Here is an 18,962-nt window from a genome sequence, read left to right on the forward strand (position 1 = left end):
GCCCGGGACCACCCCGGGCCGCCCGCGGCCCCCCGTACGGCGGAGCCGGTTCGTCCCGGAGGCCGATCCGCGCGGGAGGCGCCCGCTGCGATCTTCGGAAGAGGCCGGGCGCGCGGCGCCAGCCGTACCGGAGGAGCGCCCATGCCCAGTCGCACCACCCGCACCACCCCCGCCAACAACCCCCACGCCCAACACCCGCCCGCCCACGGCCGGTTGCGTACCGCCTGGAAGTCCGCCCACACGCCCGTGCCCGGCGTCCCCGCCTGGGCGAGAAGAGCGGCCATCGCTGTCCCCCTCGCCGTCCTGCCGTCGGGGCTCTGGCGGATCCTCCAGGTCGGCGAGGGCCCGGACCGGGGCTCGGGCAGCCTCCCGGCATGGCTGCCGGTCGAGGTCTACGTAATCCTGCTCTCGGTCGTCTCCGAACTGCTCGCGTTCACCGCGGTAGGGCTGATCGCCGCCTGGGGAGAGGTCTGGCCGCGCTGGGTACCCGTGCTGCGCGGGCGGCGCATCCCGCCGTTGGCCGTCGTCGTCCCCGCCGCGCTCGGCGCCGTCGCCCTGACCGCGCTGTGGAGCGCCGCCGCCGTCACGGATCTCGCGAACGTCACCCTTCGAGGAGACGCGACATCCCCCGACTACCCAGGTGAGACGGGTGGCTGGACGGCAGCCGTCTTCTACCTCTGCTACGCTCCGCTGCTGCTGTGGGGCCCGCTGCTGGGCACGGTAACCGTCCCCTACCTGCGTCGCCGTCGCGCCGAACCGCACCCACCGGCCGCGGCACCTCCGAAGTGACCCCCCGCCAGGGGAAGTATGCGCGTGTCGAGCGAGAGCGACGGTTCTTGCTTGCGGGGTCTCCGGCTCCTTCGTCGGTCACAGTCAGTCGTGTGATCACGGATCGGTATCTGGTGGGGACACGTCTGCGTCTCAGACGGGCGGAGCTTCCGGACACCGGCGGTTGTGAGCTCAAGCTCACCCGGAAAGTGCCTGCTGATCGGCCAGGCGCCGTGCAAGGGGTGAGAGCTGTCGATTGCGTCATTCGCTACTACTTCGACGGCCGGCCCCACGGCCGGCCTGACAGCGACGCCACCGTTCTCCGTTCTCCTGGCCGAATGGCGCGCCGGTCACCAGCACGAACGGGACTGTGAATCGTCCATCTGACGGGCCCCGACCCGTGCGCGTCGTTTACCGGTGCGTGCGGAGTCCGTCGAGGATGAGCGCGAGCATGTGGGGTGCCCGGTCCTCGGGGCTGGACGCGGCCCGCCACAATGCGCCGGTGAGTTGGAGGAAGTCTCCTGGGTCGGCGTCCACGCGGATGCTTCCGTCCTTCTTGCCGGCGTCGAGGAGCTCTGTGATCGCGGCGATGACGGGCCCGTAGCTCTGCTCGCTGATCGCCTGGTGCACGCCCGGTCCCAGGGCGTCGCCGAGGCCGTGCTTTCTGCGCATGGCCTCGACGAGGTCGATCGTCCAGTCGCGGAGCGCTTCCAGTGGAGGCATCTGGGCCAGCAGGTCGGGCACGGTGCCGACGATGCGGGCCACCTCGTCCTGGTAGACGGCCAGGACCAGCGACTCGCGGGTGGGGAAGTTGCGGTACAGGGTGCCCGCGCCTACTCCCGCGCGCTGGGAAATCTGGTTCATCGACGTGCTGCCGTCCGCCGCGAACGCTTCGCGTGCGGCGGCGAGGATGCGTGCCCTGTTCTCACGGGCGTCTGAACGGACCACAGGACCTCACCTTGCTAAGTGGAGAGTTCTCCACTACTTTATTCGGAGAGCTCTCCACATACTTTAAGGAGTGTCATGCGTTACATCAAGCTCGGCAAGACCGGCCTCGACGTGTCCCCGATCGCGATCGGCGCGATGACCTACGGCGAACCCGACCGTGGGCACCCCGTCTGGTCGAAGGGCGAACAGGAAGCGCGCCCGCTCATCAAGCACGCGCTGGAGGCGGGGATCAACTTCTTCGACACCGCGAACATGTACTCCAACGGTTCCAGCGAGGAGATCCTCGGCCGCGCGCTCAAGGACTTCGCCGACCGCGATGCCGTGGTGATCGCCACGAAGCTGCGCCATCCGATGCGGCTGGGACCCAACGGACGCGGCCTGTCGCGCAAGGCGATCATGACCGAGGTCGACCACTCACTGCGCCGCCTCGGCACGGACTACATCGACCTCTACCAGATCCACCGCAACGACCGCGCCACGCCTTGGGAGGAGACCCTTCAGGCGTTCAGTGACCTCGTGAAAGCCGGCAAGGTCCGCTACCTCGGCGCCTCGTCCATGCACGCGTGGGAGTTCGCGAAGGCGCTGCGTCTGCAGAAGGAGAACGGCTGGGCGCGGTTCGTGTCGATGCAGGACCACTACAACCTCCTCGCCCGTGAGGAGGAGCGGGAGATGATCCCGCTGTGCCTGGACGAGGGCGTGGGCACGATCATCTGGTCGCCGTTGGCCCGCGGCCGCCTCGCCCGCGCGTGGGACGACGCCCGCTCGACGGTGCGCTCCGAGACGGACGGCGCCTACGCGGACCTGCTCTACTCGCCCGCGCAGGAGGCGTCCAACCACGCGATCATCGACGCGGTCGGGCAGGTCGCGGACGCCCACGGCGTCAGCCGCGGACAGGTCGCGCTCGCCTGGCTGCGACGCCAGCCGGTCGTCACCGCGCCGTTGGTCGGCGCCGGTTCGGTCCGTCAGATCGACGAGGCCGTGGCCTCTCTCGACCTCGAACTCACCGACGACGAAGTGCGCGCCCTGGAGGCCCCGTACACCCCCCGGTACGACTGGCAAGGTGTCTCGGACGAAGCCGAGATGGAGGCTATCCGCCGGCGCGTCCCCGGAATGGCTCTGGCGTGAACCCCACCGTCCGCCCCGGTGCCGCCGCCCGCGCCGCCCGAGTGCGCCGGGTCGTCCTGGCAAGCGCCTTCGGCGCCATCGGCCTCCGCGACCAACGCCGACGCGGTACGGCGAAGCTGCGAAAGGCCGAGCATCGGTGCCCGCAGACGGCTGAGACGCCGGTCCTTTTGCCCGGAGCGGATTGAGACTGCCCAGGGTCACCTGAGACAGGGCAGCCGGCGCAGGCGGAGCCGGAGAAGGGCGCGGACACATGGCTCCCCGGCATGACCTCGCAGCGGTCATGTACTAGAGTTATCTCGACATCGAGATATCTGCCGAAGGCGTACCGCAGCCGCCAGGCAGTAAGGCCAACCTAACTAAGCCTTACCTTAGCGGATCGGCGAGCAGCCCGTTGGCGGCACCGCGCGGCGTCAGCCGCACATGCGTCGCGGCGCGGTAGTACGCGCACATTCATGAAGGAGACTGTCGTGTCGGCGAACAGCTTCGACGCCCGCAGCACGCTGCGCGTGGGCGACGAGTCGTACGAGATCTTCAGGCTGGACAAGGTCGAGGGCTCAGCGCGCCTCCCTTACAGCCTGAAGGTGCTGCTGGAGAACCTGCTCCGCACCGAGGACGGCGCGAACATCACCGCCGACCACATCCGTTCGATCGGCGGGTGGGACTCCCAGGCACAGCCGAGCCAGGAGATCCAGTTCACCCCGGCCCGCGTGATCATGCAGGACTTCACGGGCGTGCCCTGCGTCGTCGACCTCGCCACCATGCGCGAGGCCGTCAAGGAGCTCGGTGGCGACCCCGCGAAGATCAACCCGCTGGCCCCGGCCGAGCTGGTCATCGACCACTCCGTCATCGCCGACAAGTTCGGTACACCGGAGTCCTTCGCGCAGAACGTGGAGCTGGAGTACGGCCGCAACAAGGAGCGTTACCAGTTCCTGCGCTGGGGCCAGACCGCGTTCGACGAGTTCAAGGTCGTCCCGCCCGGCACCGGCATCGTCCACCAGGTCAACATCGAGCACCTGGCCCGTACCGTCATGGTCCGGGGCGGCCAGGCGTACCCGGACACCCTCGTCGGCACCGACTCGCACACCACCATGGTCAACGGCCTCGGTGTGCTGGGCTGGGGCGTCGGCGGTATCGAGGCCGAGGCCGCGATGCTCGGCCAGCCCGTCTCGATGCTCATCCCGCGCGTCGTCGGCTTCAAGCTGACCGGCGAGCTCACCCCCGGCACCACCGCCACCGACCTCGTCCTCACGATCACCGAGATGCTCCGAAAGCACGGCGTCGTCGGCAAGTTCGTGGAGTTCTACGGCGAGGGCGTCGGCGCCACCTCGCTCGCCAACCGCGCCACCATCGGCAACATGTCGCCGGAGTTCGGCTCGACCGCCGCGATCTTCCCGATCGACGCCGAGACCATCAAGTACCTGAAGCTGACCGGCCGCGACGAGCAGCAGCTCGCGCTGGTCGAGGCGTACGCCAAGGAGCAGGGCCTCTGGCTCGACCCGGCCGCCGAGCCCGACTTCTCCGAGAGGCTGGAGCTCGACCTCGCCACGGTCGTCCCGTCCATCGCCGGCCCCAAGCGCCCGCAGGACCGCATCGTACTGGCCGACGCCAAGGAGCAGTTCGCGCTCGACGTCCGCAACTACGTGACGGACGACGAGGAGGCGGGCAAGGAGTCCTTCCCGGCCTCCGACTCGCCGGCCTCCTCCGACGGTGTGCCGACCCGCCCGACCCTGGTCGTCACGCCCGACGGACCGAACTACGAGATCGACCACGGCGCCGTCACCGTCGCCGCGATCACCTCCTGCACCAACACCTCGAACCCGTACGTGATGGTCGCCGCCGCGCTCGTCGCCAAGAAGGCCGTCGAGAAGGGCCTCACCCGCAAGCCGTGGGTCAAGACGACCCTGGCGCCGGGCTCGAAGGTCGTCACGGACTACTTCGACAAGGCGAACCTCACGCCGTACCTGGACAAGCTCGGCTTCAACCTGGTCGGTTACGGCTGCACGACCTGCATCGGCAACTCCGGTCCGCTGGACGAGGAGATCTCCAAGGCGGTCAACGAGAACGACCTGGCCGTCGCCGCGGTGCTCTCCGGCAACCGTAACTTCGAGGGCCGGATCAACCCCGACGTCAAGATGAACTACCTGGCGTCCCCGCCGCTGGTCGTGGCCTACGCGATCGCCGGCTCCATGAAGGTGGACATCACGCGCGACGCGATCGGCGTGGACCAGGACGGCAAGCCCGTCCACCTCGAGGACATCTGGCCGACCGAGGCCGAGGTCAACGAGGTCGTCGCCTCCGCCATCGGCGAGGACATGTTCAACAAGTCCTACCAGGACGTCTTCGCGGGCGACGCGCAGTGGCAGGCGCTGCCGATCCCGACGGGCAACACCTTCGAGTGGGACCCGCAGTCGACGTACGTCCGCAAGCCCCCGTACTTCGAGGGCATGACGATGGAGACGACCCCGGTCGCCGACATCACGGGCGCGCGCGTGCTGGCCATGCTGGGCGACTCGGTCACCACCGACCACATCTCCCCGGCCGGCGCGATCAAGGCGGACACCCCGGCGGGCACGTACCTGACGGAGCACGGCGTCGAGCGGCGCGACTTCAACTCGTACGGCTCGCGCCGCGGTAACCACGAAGTCATGATCCGCGGCACGTTCGCCAACATCCGCCTGCGCAACCAGATCGCGCCGGGCACGGAGGGCGGCTACACCCGCGACTTCACGGCGCCGGACGCACCGGTCTCCTTCATCTACGACGCCTCGCAGAACTACCAGGCGGCCGGCACCCCGCTGGTCGTCCTCGCGGGCAAGGAGTACGGCTCGGGCTCGTCCCGCGACTGGGCGGCGAAGGGTACGGCGCTGCTCGGCGTCAGGGCCGTCATCGCCGAGTCGTACGAGCGCATCCACCGCTCGAACCTGATCGGCATGGGCGTGCTGCCGCTCCAGTACCCGGAGGGCGCCTCGGCGCTGTCGTACGGCCTGACGGGCGAGGAGACGTTCACGTTCACGGGCGTCACCGGCCTGAACGACGGCACGACCCCGGCGACGGTCAAGGTCACGACGGACACGGGCGTGGAGTTCGACGCGGTGGTCCGCATCGACACCCCGGGCGAGGCGGACTACTACCGCAACGGCGGGATCATGCAGTACGTGCTCCGCAGCCTGATCCGCAAGTAGGCGTCGCCCGAAGGGCCGTACTCCGCGCGTGGGACTCGCGCGGGGTACGGCCCTTCTGCGTGCGCGGTTCGGAGGGAACGCGCGGGTCGTGAGGCTAGAGGACCGTGAACGTGACGGGCGCGGTGGAGCCGCCCGGGGTGACGACCACGACGGCGTAGGTGCCCGGGGCGAGCCCGGAGGGCACGGTGGCGGTCAGTACCGTGCTGGAGATACTGGTGAAAGCCGCCGGGGTCCCCGAGAACGTCACCTCACTGACGTTCAGCAGACACGTGCCGGTGAGGGTGATGGTCGTGCAGCCCGAGCCGGAGTCGGGGGTGATGCTGGTGACCGTCGGGGCGTTGAAGTACGTGAAGCGGCAGCAGCCGCATTCGGCGCAACTGGTGCCGCCCGCCGTGGTGATGACGACGTCCACCGTCTCCGTGCAGTTCACGAAGGAGAGTGCGGGGGATGTCACGGTGAGCTGACTGTCCGACACCACGGTGGGGGTGGCGGCGTTCGGACCGAAGGCGACCGAGGTCGCGGTCGCCAGCCCACTGCCGTAGATCGTGACGGTCGTCCCGCCCGCGGCCGGCCCGGAGTCGGGCCGCACCTCCCGGCACTTCGGCGGGCATATGTAGAAGAACGGCACACCGTTGCTCCACGCCGGGCCGGCAGCCACTCTCACCTCGGACTGGCCGCAGCACAGGGTCGGGACGATGGCGACGATCGTGGTGCTGTTGACGATGGTGAAGGGAACCGGGCGGCCTCCGAACGTCACCTCGGTGACCGTGGTGAACCCGGTGCCGGTGATGGTGACGGTCGTCCCGCTCGCCCCTTGGTTGGGCGTGACGCTGGAGATGACTGGCATGATGTCTCCTGACGCGATCCGAGCCACCACACCAGCGCTCGCTGATGGCTCCACGCCTCCGGCGGGCCCTCACAACGGCGCCGTGAACCGAGCGCCCGCGCCCGGCCGACCGCCGTGTTTCCCGCGGAGGGATGGGCGGCCCGCCTAATAGGACACGGTCAGTAACCCAGCCATCTCCCGCCGGACACAAGGGATTTAACGGCAAATACGTCATTCTGCGGAGCGTGCGGGCTCCCCGCACCTCCAGGCGTACCACCGGCGTGGGCGGCTCCGACTACCTGTGGGTCTTGACGCTCGCGATGAACGCGGTCCAGACGGGTGCAGGTATCACGAGCGCCCCGGCTTCGGGCGCTTTGCTGTCGCGGACCGGGATGATCCCGGGGAGGCCGTCCGCGACCTCGACGCAGTCGCCCCCTTCGCCGTTGCTGTACGAGGACTTGCGCCAGATGAGGCTGCTCATGTCGTCTGTCGCGCTCATGGTGTCGTGTAATCCTTCGCCGTCGATTCGAGCCAGTCCAGGGATGCCATCGGTGAAAACGCAGCGGCCCTGACCAGATCGTATGACGAGTGGAAGCGCCTCACCAGCACTGGTTCATCGATGAGTTGGCCCGTGTGAGAGCCCTCGGTGTACGCCACGTCCGGCGCGTCGCCGAAGGTCATCAGACGGAACGTCTCCTGTACGTAGGCGTGCGCCGACGCGGCGTACGGCACCACCTGCACCATCACCCGCCGCGCCCGCCCCAGCGAGACCAGACGGCTCAGTTGTTCGCCCATGCAGTCGGGACCACCCAACGGGACGCGCAGAGCCGCCTCGTGCAGAACGGCCCACAGCGTCGGTGCGGTGTCGCCGTCGAGAATGCGCTGGCGCGCCATCCGAGCGCGTACGTACTCCTCGACCTCCTCCTGCGGGGCGAGCGGCAGCGACGCGTGCGTGATGGCCCGTGCGTAGCGCTCGGTCTGGAGCAGTCCGGGAATCACCAGCGGCGAGTACGTGCAGATCGACCGCGCGAGCGGCTCCAACGCCGCCGCGTCCGCGAAGTAGTCCGCGATGCTCGTGCTCCGCGCCAGCTTCGCAAGACGTTGCAAGTGCTCCCCACTCCCCAGCACTTCGTCGATCATCCGCGACAGGTCCACCATCGGCCATCGAGTCGCCGATTCGAACTGGCCGATGTACGAGCCGGTGCAGAACACCCGCTCACCGAGCTGGGTCTGGGTCAGGCCCGCCTCCTCCCGCAAGCGGCGAAGTTCCGCTCCGTAGAAGGCCCTTGGGCTGGCGTACGCGTCGAGATCACTGGGTGCGGCAGGTGACCCAGCGTAGTCGTTTCGCGGCGCAACGTGCACAGGAAACGGAGAACGGGTCACCGGCGAGCGCCGGTGACCCGTTCTCCGTTCAGAGCGGACAGCGAGCTACCGCAGCAACTCCACCTCCGCCAGCTCGGCCTGACCCTTCGTCACCAACCGGTACTTCACGTACGACCCCGGCGTCGCCACCGTGAACGCCCGCGTCTGCTGGTCCCACGTGAAGGACTGGCCGGACCGCTTGTCGAGCGTCTTCCAGGTTGTGCCGTCCGCCGAGCCCTGCAACTCCCAGGCGCTCGGCGAGGATTCCGCCTTGGCGGACGTCAGCGTGTACTGGACCGCCTTCGTCGCCGACGCGACCGGCAGGTCCACCGGACCCTCCGCCGTGGCCGTCGTCTTCGACGAGTTGTCGAAGAGCGCGCCCGAGCCGGTCACCGCGTCCGTCCTCGGCGAAGGCACCTTGTCGTCCTTCGCGATCGAGACCGGCGCCGCGTTCTTGCCCGTGCCCCACGCCGACGGCTTCGCGCCCATGTCGAACTCCAGCGTGCCGCCCTTGGCGAGCAGGTCGTGCGGCAGCGCCGTGGACTTCCAGGACTTGCCGTTGACCTTCAGGCCCTGCACGTAGATGTTCTTGTCGCTGTTCTTCGGCGCCTTGACGACCAGGTCGCGGCCGTTCTCCAGATGCACCGTCGTCTTCTTGAAGAGCGGCGAGCCCACCGCGTACTCCCCGCTGCCCATCACCAGCGGGTAGAAGCCCATCGCGGAGAAGAGGTACCAGGCCGACTGCTCGCCGTTGTCCTCGTCGCCGTGGTAGCCCTGCCCGATCTCGCTGCCGGTGTAGAGGCGGCCGAGCACCTCGCGGACCTTCTCCTGCGTCTTCCAGGGCTCGGACGCCGCGTTGTACATGTACGTGGCGTGGTGCGCGACCTGGTTGGAGTGGCCGTACATGCCCATCCGGACGTCCCGCGCCTCCGTCATCTCGTGGATGACGCCGCCGTAGGACCCCACGAACTCCGCGCCCGCGGTCTCCGGCGTCGCGAAGTACTCGTCCAGCTTGTCGCCCAGACCCGCGCGCCCGCCGTACAGATTGGCCAGGCCCCGTGAGTCCTGGGCCGCGGTGAAGGCGTAGCCCCAGCCGTTCGTCTCGGTGTAGTCGTAACCCCACACCCGCGGGTCGTACTTGTCGCTCGGGACCCGCCAGTCGCCCTTCAGGTCGCGGCCCTGGAAGAAGTCGGCCTCGGAGTCGAAGAGCGAGACATAGCTCTGGGCGCGGTTGAGGAAGTACGCGGACTCGTCCTTGTACCGCTTCTGGCCCGTCTCCTTGTAGAGCTTCTCGGCCATCTTCGCTATGCCGTAGTCGTTGAGGTAGCCCTCCAGCGACCATGACAGGCCCTCATGGGTCTCCGTGGAGGCGTAACCGAGGAACGGCGAGGTCTCCATGCCCTTGCGGCCCACGCCCGAACTCGGCGGCACCACGGTCGCGTTCTTCAGCGCCGCCTCGTACGCCGCCTTCGCGTCGAAGTCGACACCCTTCACGTACGCGTCCGCGAAGGCCACGTCCGAGCTGGTGCCGGTCATCAGGTCGGCGTAGCCGGGGGAGGACCAGCGGGAGATCCAGCCGCCGTCCTTGTACTGCTGGACGAAGCCGTCCACCATCTCCCCGGCCTTCTTCGGCGTCAGGAAGGAGTACGCGGGCCACGTCGTCCGATAGGTGTCCCAGAAGCCGTTGTTGACGTACACCTCGCCCGTGACGATCTTCGCGCCGGTGTGCGTGGGGGAGTCCGTGCCCGTCTTCGGTACGAAGGGGCTGGCGTACTGCTGCCGCGGCTTCTTCTTCGTACCCGTGTTCTCGAAGCCGGAGTTGGGATACAGGTAGAGCCGGTAGAGGCTGGAGTACAACGTCGTGAGCTGGTCCTTGTTGGCGCCCTCGACCTCCACCTTCCCCAGGATACGGTCCCAGGCGCGCTGCGCGTCCTTCTTGACCCGCTCGAAGCCGAGGTCGGCCGGCAGCTCGTCCGCGAGGTTCTTCTTCGCCTGGTCGACGCTGATCAGCGAGGTCGCGATCCGCAGATCGACCGTGCGGTCCTGGCCCGCGTCGAGGCGTACGAATCCGGTGACGTCCTTGCCGCCGCCGCCCGGCAGCTTGCCGCTGTCGGTGACCGCCGCGTCGAAGACGCCGTACACGAACAGCCGTGTGGCGCCCGCCGACCCACCGCTGCGCACGTCGGAGAAGCCGGTGAAGGACCGGCTCGCGGCGTCGATGGTCAGACCGCCGTTGTTGTTGACGTTGTCGAGGACGATGCTCGCGTCGTCACCGGGATAGGTGAACCGCATCGCCGCCGCGTGGTCCGTGGGGGTGATCTCCGCCTTGAGGCCGTTCTCGAACGTGACGCCGTAGTAGTGCGGTTTGGCGATCTCGTTCTCGTGGCGGAACGGCAGCGCGCGCGCCGAGCGCGACGCGTCCGGCGTGCCGCCGGCCGTAGACGGCATCAGCTGGAAGGTCTGCCGGTCACCCATCCAGGGGCTCGGCTCGTGGCTCGCGGACAGTGCCTCCAGGGTGGGGAGGTTGTCGCTGTTGTTGTCGCGCGCGTACTCGTACAGCCAGCTCGTGGACCCGGCGTTCGTCACCGGGGTCCAGAAGTTGAAACCGTGCGGCACGGCCGTGGCCGGGAAGGTGTTGCCGCGCGAGAACGAGCCGCTGGAGTTGGTGCCGCGCGTGGTGGACGCGTAGTCCGACAGATGCGCGAGGCGCTTCTCGGGCGCCTTCACGGCCAGCGCGATGTCGTCCACCCAGCCCTGGAACTTGGCCGGGCCCTTCGGGGAGTCGTACGCCACGAGTATCCGGTCCACCGTCTTGCCGGCCGCGACCGAGCCGATCCGGGAGGCGACCGCGTTCCACTGGTTGACGTACAACCGCTTGGCCGCGCCCTGGCCCTGAGGGGTCATCAGCCCGCCGTGCGAGTCGAGAGCCTTCAGGTCGCTCAGATACGTGCCGTCGGTGAAGGCGAGGTCCACCGAGACGTTCGTGGCCGGGTAGTTCAGGTCCGTCTCCGGCATGGAGGGGTAAATCCGGTACGACAGCTCCGTGTTGGCGCGCACGGCCGTGTCGACGTCGAAGACCTTGTTGTACGAGTAGGCCCGGCCGTCGGGCTTGTGCGAGCCCGAGTACTCCAGCGCGCGCTTCCCCGTGAAGCCGGCGTTGGACTTGGCCGTGGGCGAGCCGCCGGGGCCGCCGTCGACATGGCTGCGCATGTCGGCGGGCGGCGGTGTGGTCGTGTCGCCGTTGGAGAACTGCACGTCGGCGAGCTGGGTGGCGTCACCCGCGCCGTTGTTCTTGGTGATGTCCAGCCGGTAGTGCGCGTACGCGGTCGAATTATCGAAGTTGTATGACTTTGTCTGGAATCGTTCGCCGAAAGTCTGGTCGACCCGGGAGTCGAGGGTCTTCCACTCCTTGCCGTCCGTCGACCCCTGGAGCGTCCAGTCCTTCGGGTCGCGCTCGGCGTGGTCGTTCGCCGACGTCAGCGCGTAGGTCACAACCTTGGTGGGTGCGTCCAGGTCGAACTCGACCCAGGCGGTGGGCTCGAAGGCCAGCCACTTGGTGCTGGACTGGACGTCGACCAGGTTCTCCTTGCCCTCGCCGCCGCCGGTGTTCTCGTCGCTGGCGCGCAGCTCCACGACCCGGTCGGTGACATTGCCGGGGATGCCGGCGTTGAACTCCCCGGTCACGCCCGAGGAGCGCTTCTCCCCGTCGGCTCCGGTGTCGACGGTGTCGCGCCAGTCCGGCTGGGTGTCGCTCTCCTCGAAGGAGGAGGCGAACGAGTCCTTGGGGGCGTCGGCCCTCGCGGGCTGTGCGACGGCCGCCGAGTGTGCGGTGACCATGAGCAGCGAAGCGACCGCCACCAGGGCGGCGTTGCGGTACTGCGTGTGCCGGGGTCTTGGTGTGCGCTGCATCCCGAGCCTTCCTCCTGTGAAAGCATGATGGACAACGTTGTCATAAGTCATGCGCAGCTTAAGTAGTGATGCAGAAGGTGCACGGTGTCAAGAGTGTTGCCGGTGTGAGATGACAGAAACCGGCCATTCTGCCAAAAGCGATTCGTTGAAGCTGCACATATTCGTGTGCGCGAGAGCGCGCGAGCGAGCCGGATATCGTGGCGTGCGCGATCCGGAAAATACGGTGAGATCCGTACGGATGTCATGGGTGTCTTCCGAAACCCGCCGGAGGTCTCAACTAGGGAAAGTCTCCCGCCCAAACCTGCTTTCGATCTTGCTCAGTTGACCTGAAGTGGACTATACCTGTCGGCGTCCGCCTCGCCAGGTTTCGAACGGCGAAGGGCCGGGAGCGCACGCGAATCAAGCACCACAATCCTGCACGACCCAGCTTCATTTGACCGCGGTGGCGGGGCCCTTCTGCCTCAGGCGAGAAGGACGGGCGACCGGTACACCGCCTGAGTCCTGGAGAAGGCGAGGACTTGAGCATGGGATCAACCTCCGCTCACAGCAATGAGGGCCTTGGCCGTCGCGATCTGATCAAGCGTTCGGCGGCGGTCGGCCTGATCACCGTGCCGACGATGAGTTTCCTGGCCTCCTGCGCGAGCAGCGACAGCGGCGGCGACGAGAAGGTCGAGAAGGGCAAGACCTCGGCGAAGAACCCCCTCGGAGCCAACGAGACGGCGCAGCTCGAAGTCGTCATCTTCAACGGCGGGTTCGGCGAGCAGTACGCGATCGACGCGGAGAAGCGTTACAACACGGCGTTCCCGAAGGCCCCGAAGGTCAAGCACGCGGCGACCGAGAAGATCCAGTCCACGCTCCAGCCGAGGTTCAACGGCGGCACCCCGCCGGACCTGATCGACAACTCCGGTGCCGAGCAGATGGACATGGGCGTGCTGGTGGGCAAGAAGCAGCTCACCGACCTCACGGCGCTGATGGACGCCCCGTCGTACGACGACCCCGCCAAGAAGGTGCGCGACACCCTGCGCCCCGGCATCGTCGAGATGGGCCAGTTCGACGGCGACCCCGTCTGGATCATGTACTACGCCTACACGGTCTACGGCGTGTGGTATTCGCAGAAGGCGCTGGAGAACCTCGACGCGACCTACCCCGAGACCTGGGACGACATGCTCGCGGTCTGCGAGAAGGCGAAGAAGAAGGGCATCGCCGGCTGGACGTACGCGGGCAAGCACCCGTACTACATCCCCTTCTCGCTCTACCCGATGATCGCCAAGATCGGCGGCGCCGAGGTCCTCGACAAGATCGACAACCTGGAGCCGAACGCCTGGAAGGACCCGGCGGTCAAGACGGCGTTCGAGGCGTACTACGAGCTCTTCAAGAAGGGCTACATCCTCCAGGGCACCCCCGGCCTGGACCACATCCAGTCGCAGACCGCCTGGACGAAGGGCAAGGCGCTCTTCATCCCGAACGGCTCCTGGGTGGAGAACGAGGCGGCCAAGACGATGCCGGCCGACTTCAACCTCGCCGTCGGCGCGCCGACCGGCATGGACGCCTCCGACAAGATGCCGTTCGGCACCATCTGGGCCTCCGGCGGTGAGCCCTTCATCGTCCCGCAGAAGGCCAAGAACCCGCAGGGGGGCATGGAGTTGCTGCGCATCATGCTCAGCGAGGAGTCGTCGAAGAACTTCACCTCCCAGGTGAAGTCGCTGACCGCCCTCAACGGCGGCACGGACGGCATCGAGCTGACCCCGGGCCTCAAGTCGGCCGTCGCCTCCCTGGACAAGGCGGGCGAGAACGTCGTCAACCCGCGCCTCCAGGACTGGTACGTCAAGCTCCAGAAGGAGCAGATCGGGGTCGCCGGTCTCGGCGAGATGATGGCCGGGCGTCTCACCCCCGCCGAGGCCATCAAGAAGATCCAGGGCTACGCGGATGCCGCCGCGAAGGACCAGTCCATCAAGCACTACAAGCACCAGTGAGCAAGCGTCACCAGCGGCGGCATCCGCGCACAGATCGGGGTCGGATCCATGCAGCACGGTAAATACCGGTTCATCGCGGGGTTTTTGATCGCCCCCTTGGCGTTGTACGCGATCTTCGTCATATGGCCGTTCATCCAGTCCATCTACTACTCGTTCACGGACTGGACGGGGCTGAGTTCCGACTTCAAGATGGTGGGCTTCGACAACTACAAGAAGATGTTCGAAGACGACATCTTCTGGAAGTCCTTGCAGCACAGCGTGCTGTTCGTGCTGTTGCTTCCGCTGGTGACGCTCTCCCTCGCGCTGTTCCTCGCCTTCATGATCAATGTCGGCGGGCGGCAGCGAAAGGGCGCCACGATCGCGGGTGTACGCGGTTCGGGTTTCTACAAGATCGCGTATTTCTTCCCGCAGGTGCTCTCCATCGCGATCGTCGCCCTGCTTTTCCAGTTCGCCTACAACCCGGAGAGCGGCGCCATCAACGCGGCACTCTCCGCGGTGGGTCTGGACAACGTCCAGCCGCTCTGGCTGGGTGACCCGGATCTCGCGCTCTGGTGCGTGATGGCGGTCCTGATCTGGAGCACGGTCGGCTTCTTCGTCGTTCTCTTCTCCGCCGGAATGGCCTCCATTCCGAAGGACTATTACGAGGCGGCGCTGCTGGACGGCGCGGACCGGTTCACGACCTTCTTCCGGATCACCCTCCCGCTGCTCTGGGACACCGTGCAGGCGGGCTGGATCTACATGGGCATCCTGGCGCTCGGCGCCGAGGCGTTCGCGGTCGTACAGATCATGACCGTGGGGCCGGGCGGTGGCGGACCCGACTACTCGACCACGGTCCTGCCGCTGTACGTCTACCAAACGGCCTTCAGGGACGCCCAGGCCGGTTATGCCACAACGATCGGTGTCGCTCTGCTCGTGGTCACGCTGTCCTTCGCGGCGGTCGTGACGAAACTGGGCCGGCGCGAGCGGCTGGAGTTCTGATGAAGACCACTGACACGCCTCCGGCCATCACGCCCGAGGAGCCGCGCGACCGGCCGCCGGTGACCAAGGTGAACGCGCCGCCGGAGAAGGAGAAGTCCGGGGGCGGTGTCCTCAACGTCTTCTCCCACGGTGTGCTGGTCATCTGGGCGCTGCTGGTGGTGCTGCCGCTGCTGTGGGCGGTGATGTCCTCCTTCAAGGACGACAACTCCATCTTCAGTTCGCCCTGGGCGCTGCCGGACAGGCTCCACTTCGAGAACTGGTCGCGGGCCTGGACCCAGGCGCACATGAGCGACTACTTCCTCAACACCATTCTGGTGGTGGGGGGTTCGCTGATCGGCACTCTGGTGCTCGGCTCGATGGCCGCGTACGTACTGGCGCGCTTCGATTTCCCCGGGAACCGCTTCATCTATTTCCTCTTCGTCGGAGGGATGAGCTTCCCGATCATCCTGGCGCTGGTCCCGTTGTTCTTCGTCATGAACAACATGGGACTGCTGAACACCACGCACGGTCTGATCCTGGTCTACATCGCCTACTCGCTGCCGTTCACCGTGTTCTTCCTGTCGTCCTTCTTCAGGACGCTGCCGACTTCGGTGGCGGAAGCGGCGATCATCGACGGCGCCTCGCATACGAGGACCTTCTTCCAGATCATGCTGCCGATGGCCAAGCCGGGTCTGATCAGCGTCGGTATCTTCAACTTCCTCGGGCAGTGGAACCAGTACATGCTGCCGACGGTGCTCAACACCGACCCGGACAAGAAGGTGCTCTCGCAGGGTCTGGTGCAGCTGGCGGTCAGCCAGGGCTACAAGGGCGACTACTCCGGGCTCTTCGCCGGACTGGTGATGGCGATGCTGCCGGTGCTCGCCGCGTACATCATCTTCCAGCGCCAGGTCGTCGCGGGGCTGACGGCGGGAGCGCTCAAGTAGCCGTTCGCACCTCATCGGAGTCTCCTCGTCGAACCGCCCTCCGGCCTCTCGCCGGGGGGCGGTTCGCGGCGTTCCGGGCCCCCGCTGCGCCGTGCTCCTGGCCCTCGTCCGGAGGGTTCGTTCGGTATCCATCCCGAGCCGAAGGGGCAGTTTTCGCCACCGCCACTGGCCTGAATTCGCCAAAACGCCCATGTTCGCAGGTCAGATGCGTACGTACGGTGCCCATCCACGTCCAGCACTGCTCAAGGTCTTGACGGGAAGCGACCCGAAAGGCTGAGCTTAGAGTTCACAAGTTGGAGATACGTCGGGGCCTCACAGGCGCGACCCCGGCCGGGGGCGGTGGTCGTGCCGCCTGCCAAGGGCAGGAGTGGATCAGTTGTGGAGACTCCAGGGTCACAGTCGTCTCTGCACCGGGCGAATCTGGAGCGTGTCGTGCGCGCGGTGCGCATGGCGGGCTCGCTCACCCAGGCGGAGATCGCCCGGAGCACAGGACTGTCGGCGGCCACGGTCTCCAACATCGTCCGCGAGCTCAGGGAGGGCGGCACCGTCGAGGTGACGCCCACCTCGGCGGGGGGCCGCAGGGCCCGCAGCGTCTCGCTCAGCGGCGACGCGGGCATCGTCATAGGCGTCGACTTCGGCCATACGCATCTGCGGGTGGCGGTCGGGAACCTGGCCCACCAGGTGCTCGCCGAGGAGTCCGAACCGCTCGACGTGGACGCCTCGTCGGCGTACGGCTTCGGCCGGGCGGAAGAGCTGGTGGAGAGGCTGATCGAGGCCACCGGGATAGGCCGCCAGAAGGTCATCGGTGTGGGGCTCGGGGTGCCGGGCCCGATCGACGTCGTCTCGGGCACCCTCGGCTCGACCTCGATCCTGCCGGGCTGGACGGGGATCAACCCCAGCGAGGAGCTGGCGGGGCGGCTCGGTGTACCGGTGTACGTCGACAACGACGCCAATCTCGGCGCCCTCGGCGAGCTGGTCTGGGGCAGCGGCCGGGGCGTGAAGGACCTCGCCTACATCAAGGTCGCAAGCGGTGTCGGCGCCGGCCTGGTCATAGAGGGCCAGATCTACCGCGGACCGGGCGGTACGGCGGGTGAGATCGGGCACATCACGCTGGACGAGTCGGGCCCCGTCTGCCGCTGCGGCAACCGCGGCTGCCTGGAGACCTTCACGGCCGCCCGCTACGTACTGCCGCTGCTCAGGTCCAGCCACGGCCGCGATCTGACCATGGAGCGGGTCGTACAGCTGGCCAGGGAGGGCGACCCGGGCTGCCGCCGGGTGGTCGCCGACGTCGGGCGCCACATCGGCAGCGGCGTCGCCAATCTCTGCAATCTGCTCAACCCCAGCCGGGTGGTGCTCGGCGGCGATTTGGCCGAGGCTGGTGAGCTGGTGCTCGCGCCGATAAGGGAGTCGGTCTCCCGGTACGCGATCCCGAGCGCGGCCAGACAGCTCTCGGTGCTGCCGGGAGCCCTCGGCGGCCGTGCGGAAGTGCTCGGTGCCCTCGCCCTCGTACTGAGCGAAATGGGCGATTCGACCCTACTTGAGAGCACTCTGCCCGTCGGCTCGGCTGTCTTCACTTAGATAACGAATGGCACCGTTGTCATCTCGTTAAGGATTTACTCCTTGACGCTGCGTCCGCAGCGGAGTTGACTTCCAGCCACCTCGGCCGCAACGTCGCGGCCTCGTCAGGGAGGTTTCTGAAGTGAACGCACATCTCCGACGTGCTGCCGTGGCTGCCGCTGCCACCGCGATGGCCGTCTCTCTCGCCGCCTGTGGAAGCGCCAAGGAGTCCGGTGACTCGGCGAAGGAGTCGTCCAAGAAGTCCGACGGCTCGCTGACCATCGGTCTGCTGCTGCCCGAGAACCAGACCGCGCGCTACGAGAAGTTCGACAAGCCGCTGATCGAGAAGCGGGTCAGCGAACTGACCGACGGCAAGGGCAAGGTCGTCTACGCCAACGCCAAGCAGGACGCGTCGACGCAGAACCAGCAGGCCGACACGATGGTCACCAACAAGGTCGACGCCCTGATCGTGGACGCCGTCGACTCCAAGGCCATCACGGGCTCGATCAAGAAGGCCAAGGACGCCGGCATACCGGTGATCGCCTTCGACCGCCTCGCCGAGGGCGACATCGACGGCTACGTCTCCTTCGACAACGAAGAGGTCGGCCGCGTCCAGGGCCAGGCGCTCCTGGACGAGCTGGGCCCGAAGGCGAAGGACGGTGACATCGTGATGATGAACGGCGCGATCACCGACCCGAACGCCGCCCTCTTCAAGAAGGGCGCCAAGTCCGTCCTCGACGGCAAGGTGACGATCGGCAAGGAGTACGACACCAAGGAGTGGAAGCCGGAGAACGCCAACGCCAACATGGAAGGCGCGATCTCGGCCCTGGGCAAGGACAAGATCGTCGGCGTCTACTCCGCCAACGACGGCATGGCGGGCGGCATCATCACCGCCCTCAAGGGCGCCGGCATCTCCCCGCTCCCGCCGGTCACCGGCCAGGACGCCGAACTCGCCGGTGTGCAGCGCATCGTCGCCGGTGAGCAGTTCATGAGCGTCTACAAGCCGTACCCGACCGAGGCCTCCATCGCGGCCGAGATGGCCGTCGCGGTCGCCAAGGGCGAGTCCCTGGACGCCATCGCCAAGACCACGGTCGACAGCGCCACCACCAAGGAGATCCCGTCGGTGCTCGTCCCGGTCGTCTCGCTGACCAAGGACAACATCAACGACACGGTCATCAAGGACGGCATCTACACCGTCGACGAGATCTGCACCGCCAAGCTCAAGGCCAAGTGCGACACCCTCGGCGTCAAGTAGTCAGCCAGTAGGACCGCGGAAACCCGCCCTGAAGCCTGTCCGGCGCCCCGCCCCCAACTGTCCCGCTACCGGGCGGGGCGCCGGACGGACCACTTCACGGCTTTTCGTGCGTCCCCCGCATTTCTCTCTTCTGCTCGACCCCCGTGCCCACCACCC

Annotated in this window: 13 protein-coding genes; 8 read left to right on the top strand and 5 right to left on the bottom strand. The window is 67.4% G+C overall.

The genetic code is table 11. The features are described from left to right. Nucleotides 1-141: 141 nt before the first annotated feature. Complete coding sequence (locus ACFWV8_RS34230; RefSeq protein ID WP_384213549.1) at nt 142-789, top strand: hypothetical protein; 648 nt, start codon at nt 142-144, stop codon at nt 787-789. Between the two features lie 390 nt (nt 790-1,179). Here ACFWV8_RS34230 and ACFWV8_RS34235 read toward each other — a convergent pair whose 3' ends face one another. Beyond that, the gene (locus ACFWV8_RS34235) at nt 1,180-1,716 is read right to left on the bottom strand and encodes a TetR/AcrR family transcriptional regulator (RefSeq protein WP_384213552.1); all 537 of its coding nucleotides are present in this window, start codon (nt 1,714-1,716) and stop codon (nt 1,180-1,182) included. Nucleotides 1,717-1,791: 75 nt separating this feature from the next. Here ACFWV8_RS34235 and ACFWV8_RS34240 point away from each other — a divergent pair, with 75 nt between their 5' ends. Continuing rightward, entirely contained in the window at nt 1,792-2,841 is a 1,050-nt protein-coding gene (locus ACFWV8_RS34240; protein ID WP_384213555.1) for an aldo/keto reductase, read from the top strand. A 467-nt stretch (nt 2,842-3,308) separates the two neighbouring features. Continuing rightward, on the top strand, nt 3,309-6,023 hold the full coding sequence (gene acnA / locus ACFWV8_RS34245; RefSeq protein ID WP_384213558.1) for an aconitate hydratase AcnA: 2,715 nt from the start codon (nt 3,309-3,311) through the stop codon (nt 6,021-6,023). A gap of 94 nt (nt 6,024-6,117) precedes the next feature. Here acnA and ACFWV8_RS34250 read toward each other — a convergent pair whose 3' ends face one another. The 4 genes from ACFWV8_RS34250 to ACFWV8_RS34265 form a co-directional block, all read right to left on the bottom strand. Next, nucleotides 6,118-6,870, bottom strand: coding sequence for an IPT/TIG domain-containing protein (locus tag ACFWV8_RS34250; RefSeq protein WP_384213560.1), 753 nt, complete (start codon nt 6,868-6,870; stop codon nt 6,118-6,120). A 274-nt stretch (nt 6,871-7,144) separates the two neighbouring features. Further along, nucleotides 7,145-7,348 (bottom strand): DUF397 domain-containing protein, encoded by a 204-nt coding sequence (locus ACFWV8_RS34255; RefSeq protein WP_384213563.1) that lies wholly within the window; start codon nt 7,346-7,348, stop codon nt 7,145-7,147. Then, on the bottom strand, nt 7,345-8,232 hold the full coding sequence (locus tag ACFWV8_RS34260; protein ID WP_384213566.1) for a helix-turn-helix domain-containing protein: 888 nt from the start codon (nt 8,230-8,232) through the stop codon (nt 7,345-7,347). The genes ACFWV8_RS34255 and ACFWV8_RS34260 overlap by 4 nt, the downstream gene beginning before the upstream one ends. A 45-nt stretch (nt 8,233-8,277) precedes the next feature. After that, nucleotides 8,278-12,120 carry a GH92 family glycosyl hydrolase gene (locus ACFWV8_RS34265; protein ID WP_384213569.1) on the bottom strand — a complete coding sequence of 1,281 codons (3,843 nt, stop codon included), beginning with the start codon at nt 12,118-12,120 and terminating at the stop codon, nt 8,278-8,280. A 524-nt stretch (nt 12,121-12,644) separates the two neighbouring features. Here ACFWV8_RS34265 and ngcE point away from each other — a divergent pair. The 5 genes from ngcE to ACFWV8_RS34290 all read left to right on the top strand — a co-directional run bounded on the left by ngcE (nt 12,645) and on the right by ACFWV8_RS34290 (nt 18,806). After that, on the top strand, nt 12,645-14,093 hold the full coding sequence (gene ngcE, locus ACFWV8_RS34270) for an N-acetylglucosamine/diacetylchitobiose ABC transporter substrate-binding protein (protein WP_384213572.1): 1,449 nt from the start codon (nt 12,645-12,647) through the stop codon (nt 14,091-14,093). Nucleotides 14,094-14,141: 48 nt separating this feature from the next. Next, the gene (locus ACFWV8_RS34275) at nt 14,142-15,071 is read left to right on the top strand and encodes a carbohydrate ABC transporter permease (protein ID WP_384213576.1); all 930 of its coding nucleotides are present in this window, start codon (nt 14,142-14,144) and stop codon (nt 15,069-15,071) included. Next, entirely contained in the window at nt 15,071-15,994 is a 924-nt protein-coding gene (locus ACFWV8_RS34280; RefSeq protein ID WP_384213581.1) for a carbohydrate ABC transporter permease, read from the top strand. Before ACFWV8_RS34275 ends, ACFWV8_RS34280 begins: the two co-directional genes overlap by 1 nt. A gap of 378 nt (nt 15,995-16,372) precedes the next feature. Then, entirely contained in the window at nt 16,373-17,572 is a 1,200-nt protein-coding gene (locus ACFWV8_RS34285) for an ROK family protein (protein WP_384213586.1), read from the top strand. A 121-nt stretch (nt 17,573-17,693) separates the two neighbouring features. Then, entirely contained in the window at nt 17,694-18,806 is a 1,113-nt protein-coding gene (locus ACFWV8_RS34290) for a sugar ABC transporter substrate-binding protein (RefSeq protein ID WP_384213591.1), read from the top strand. Nucleotides 18,807-18,962: the final 156 nt, after the last annotated feature.

Origin of the sequence: Streptomyces sp. NPDC058665, from assembly GCF_042714995.1 — a bacterium.
Lineage (GTDB): Bacteria > Actinomycetota > Actinomycetes > Streptomycetales > Streptomycetaceae > Streptomyces.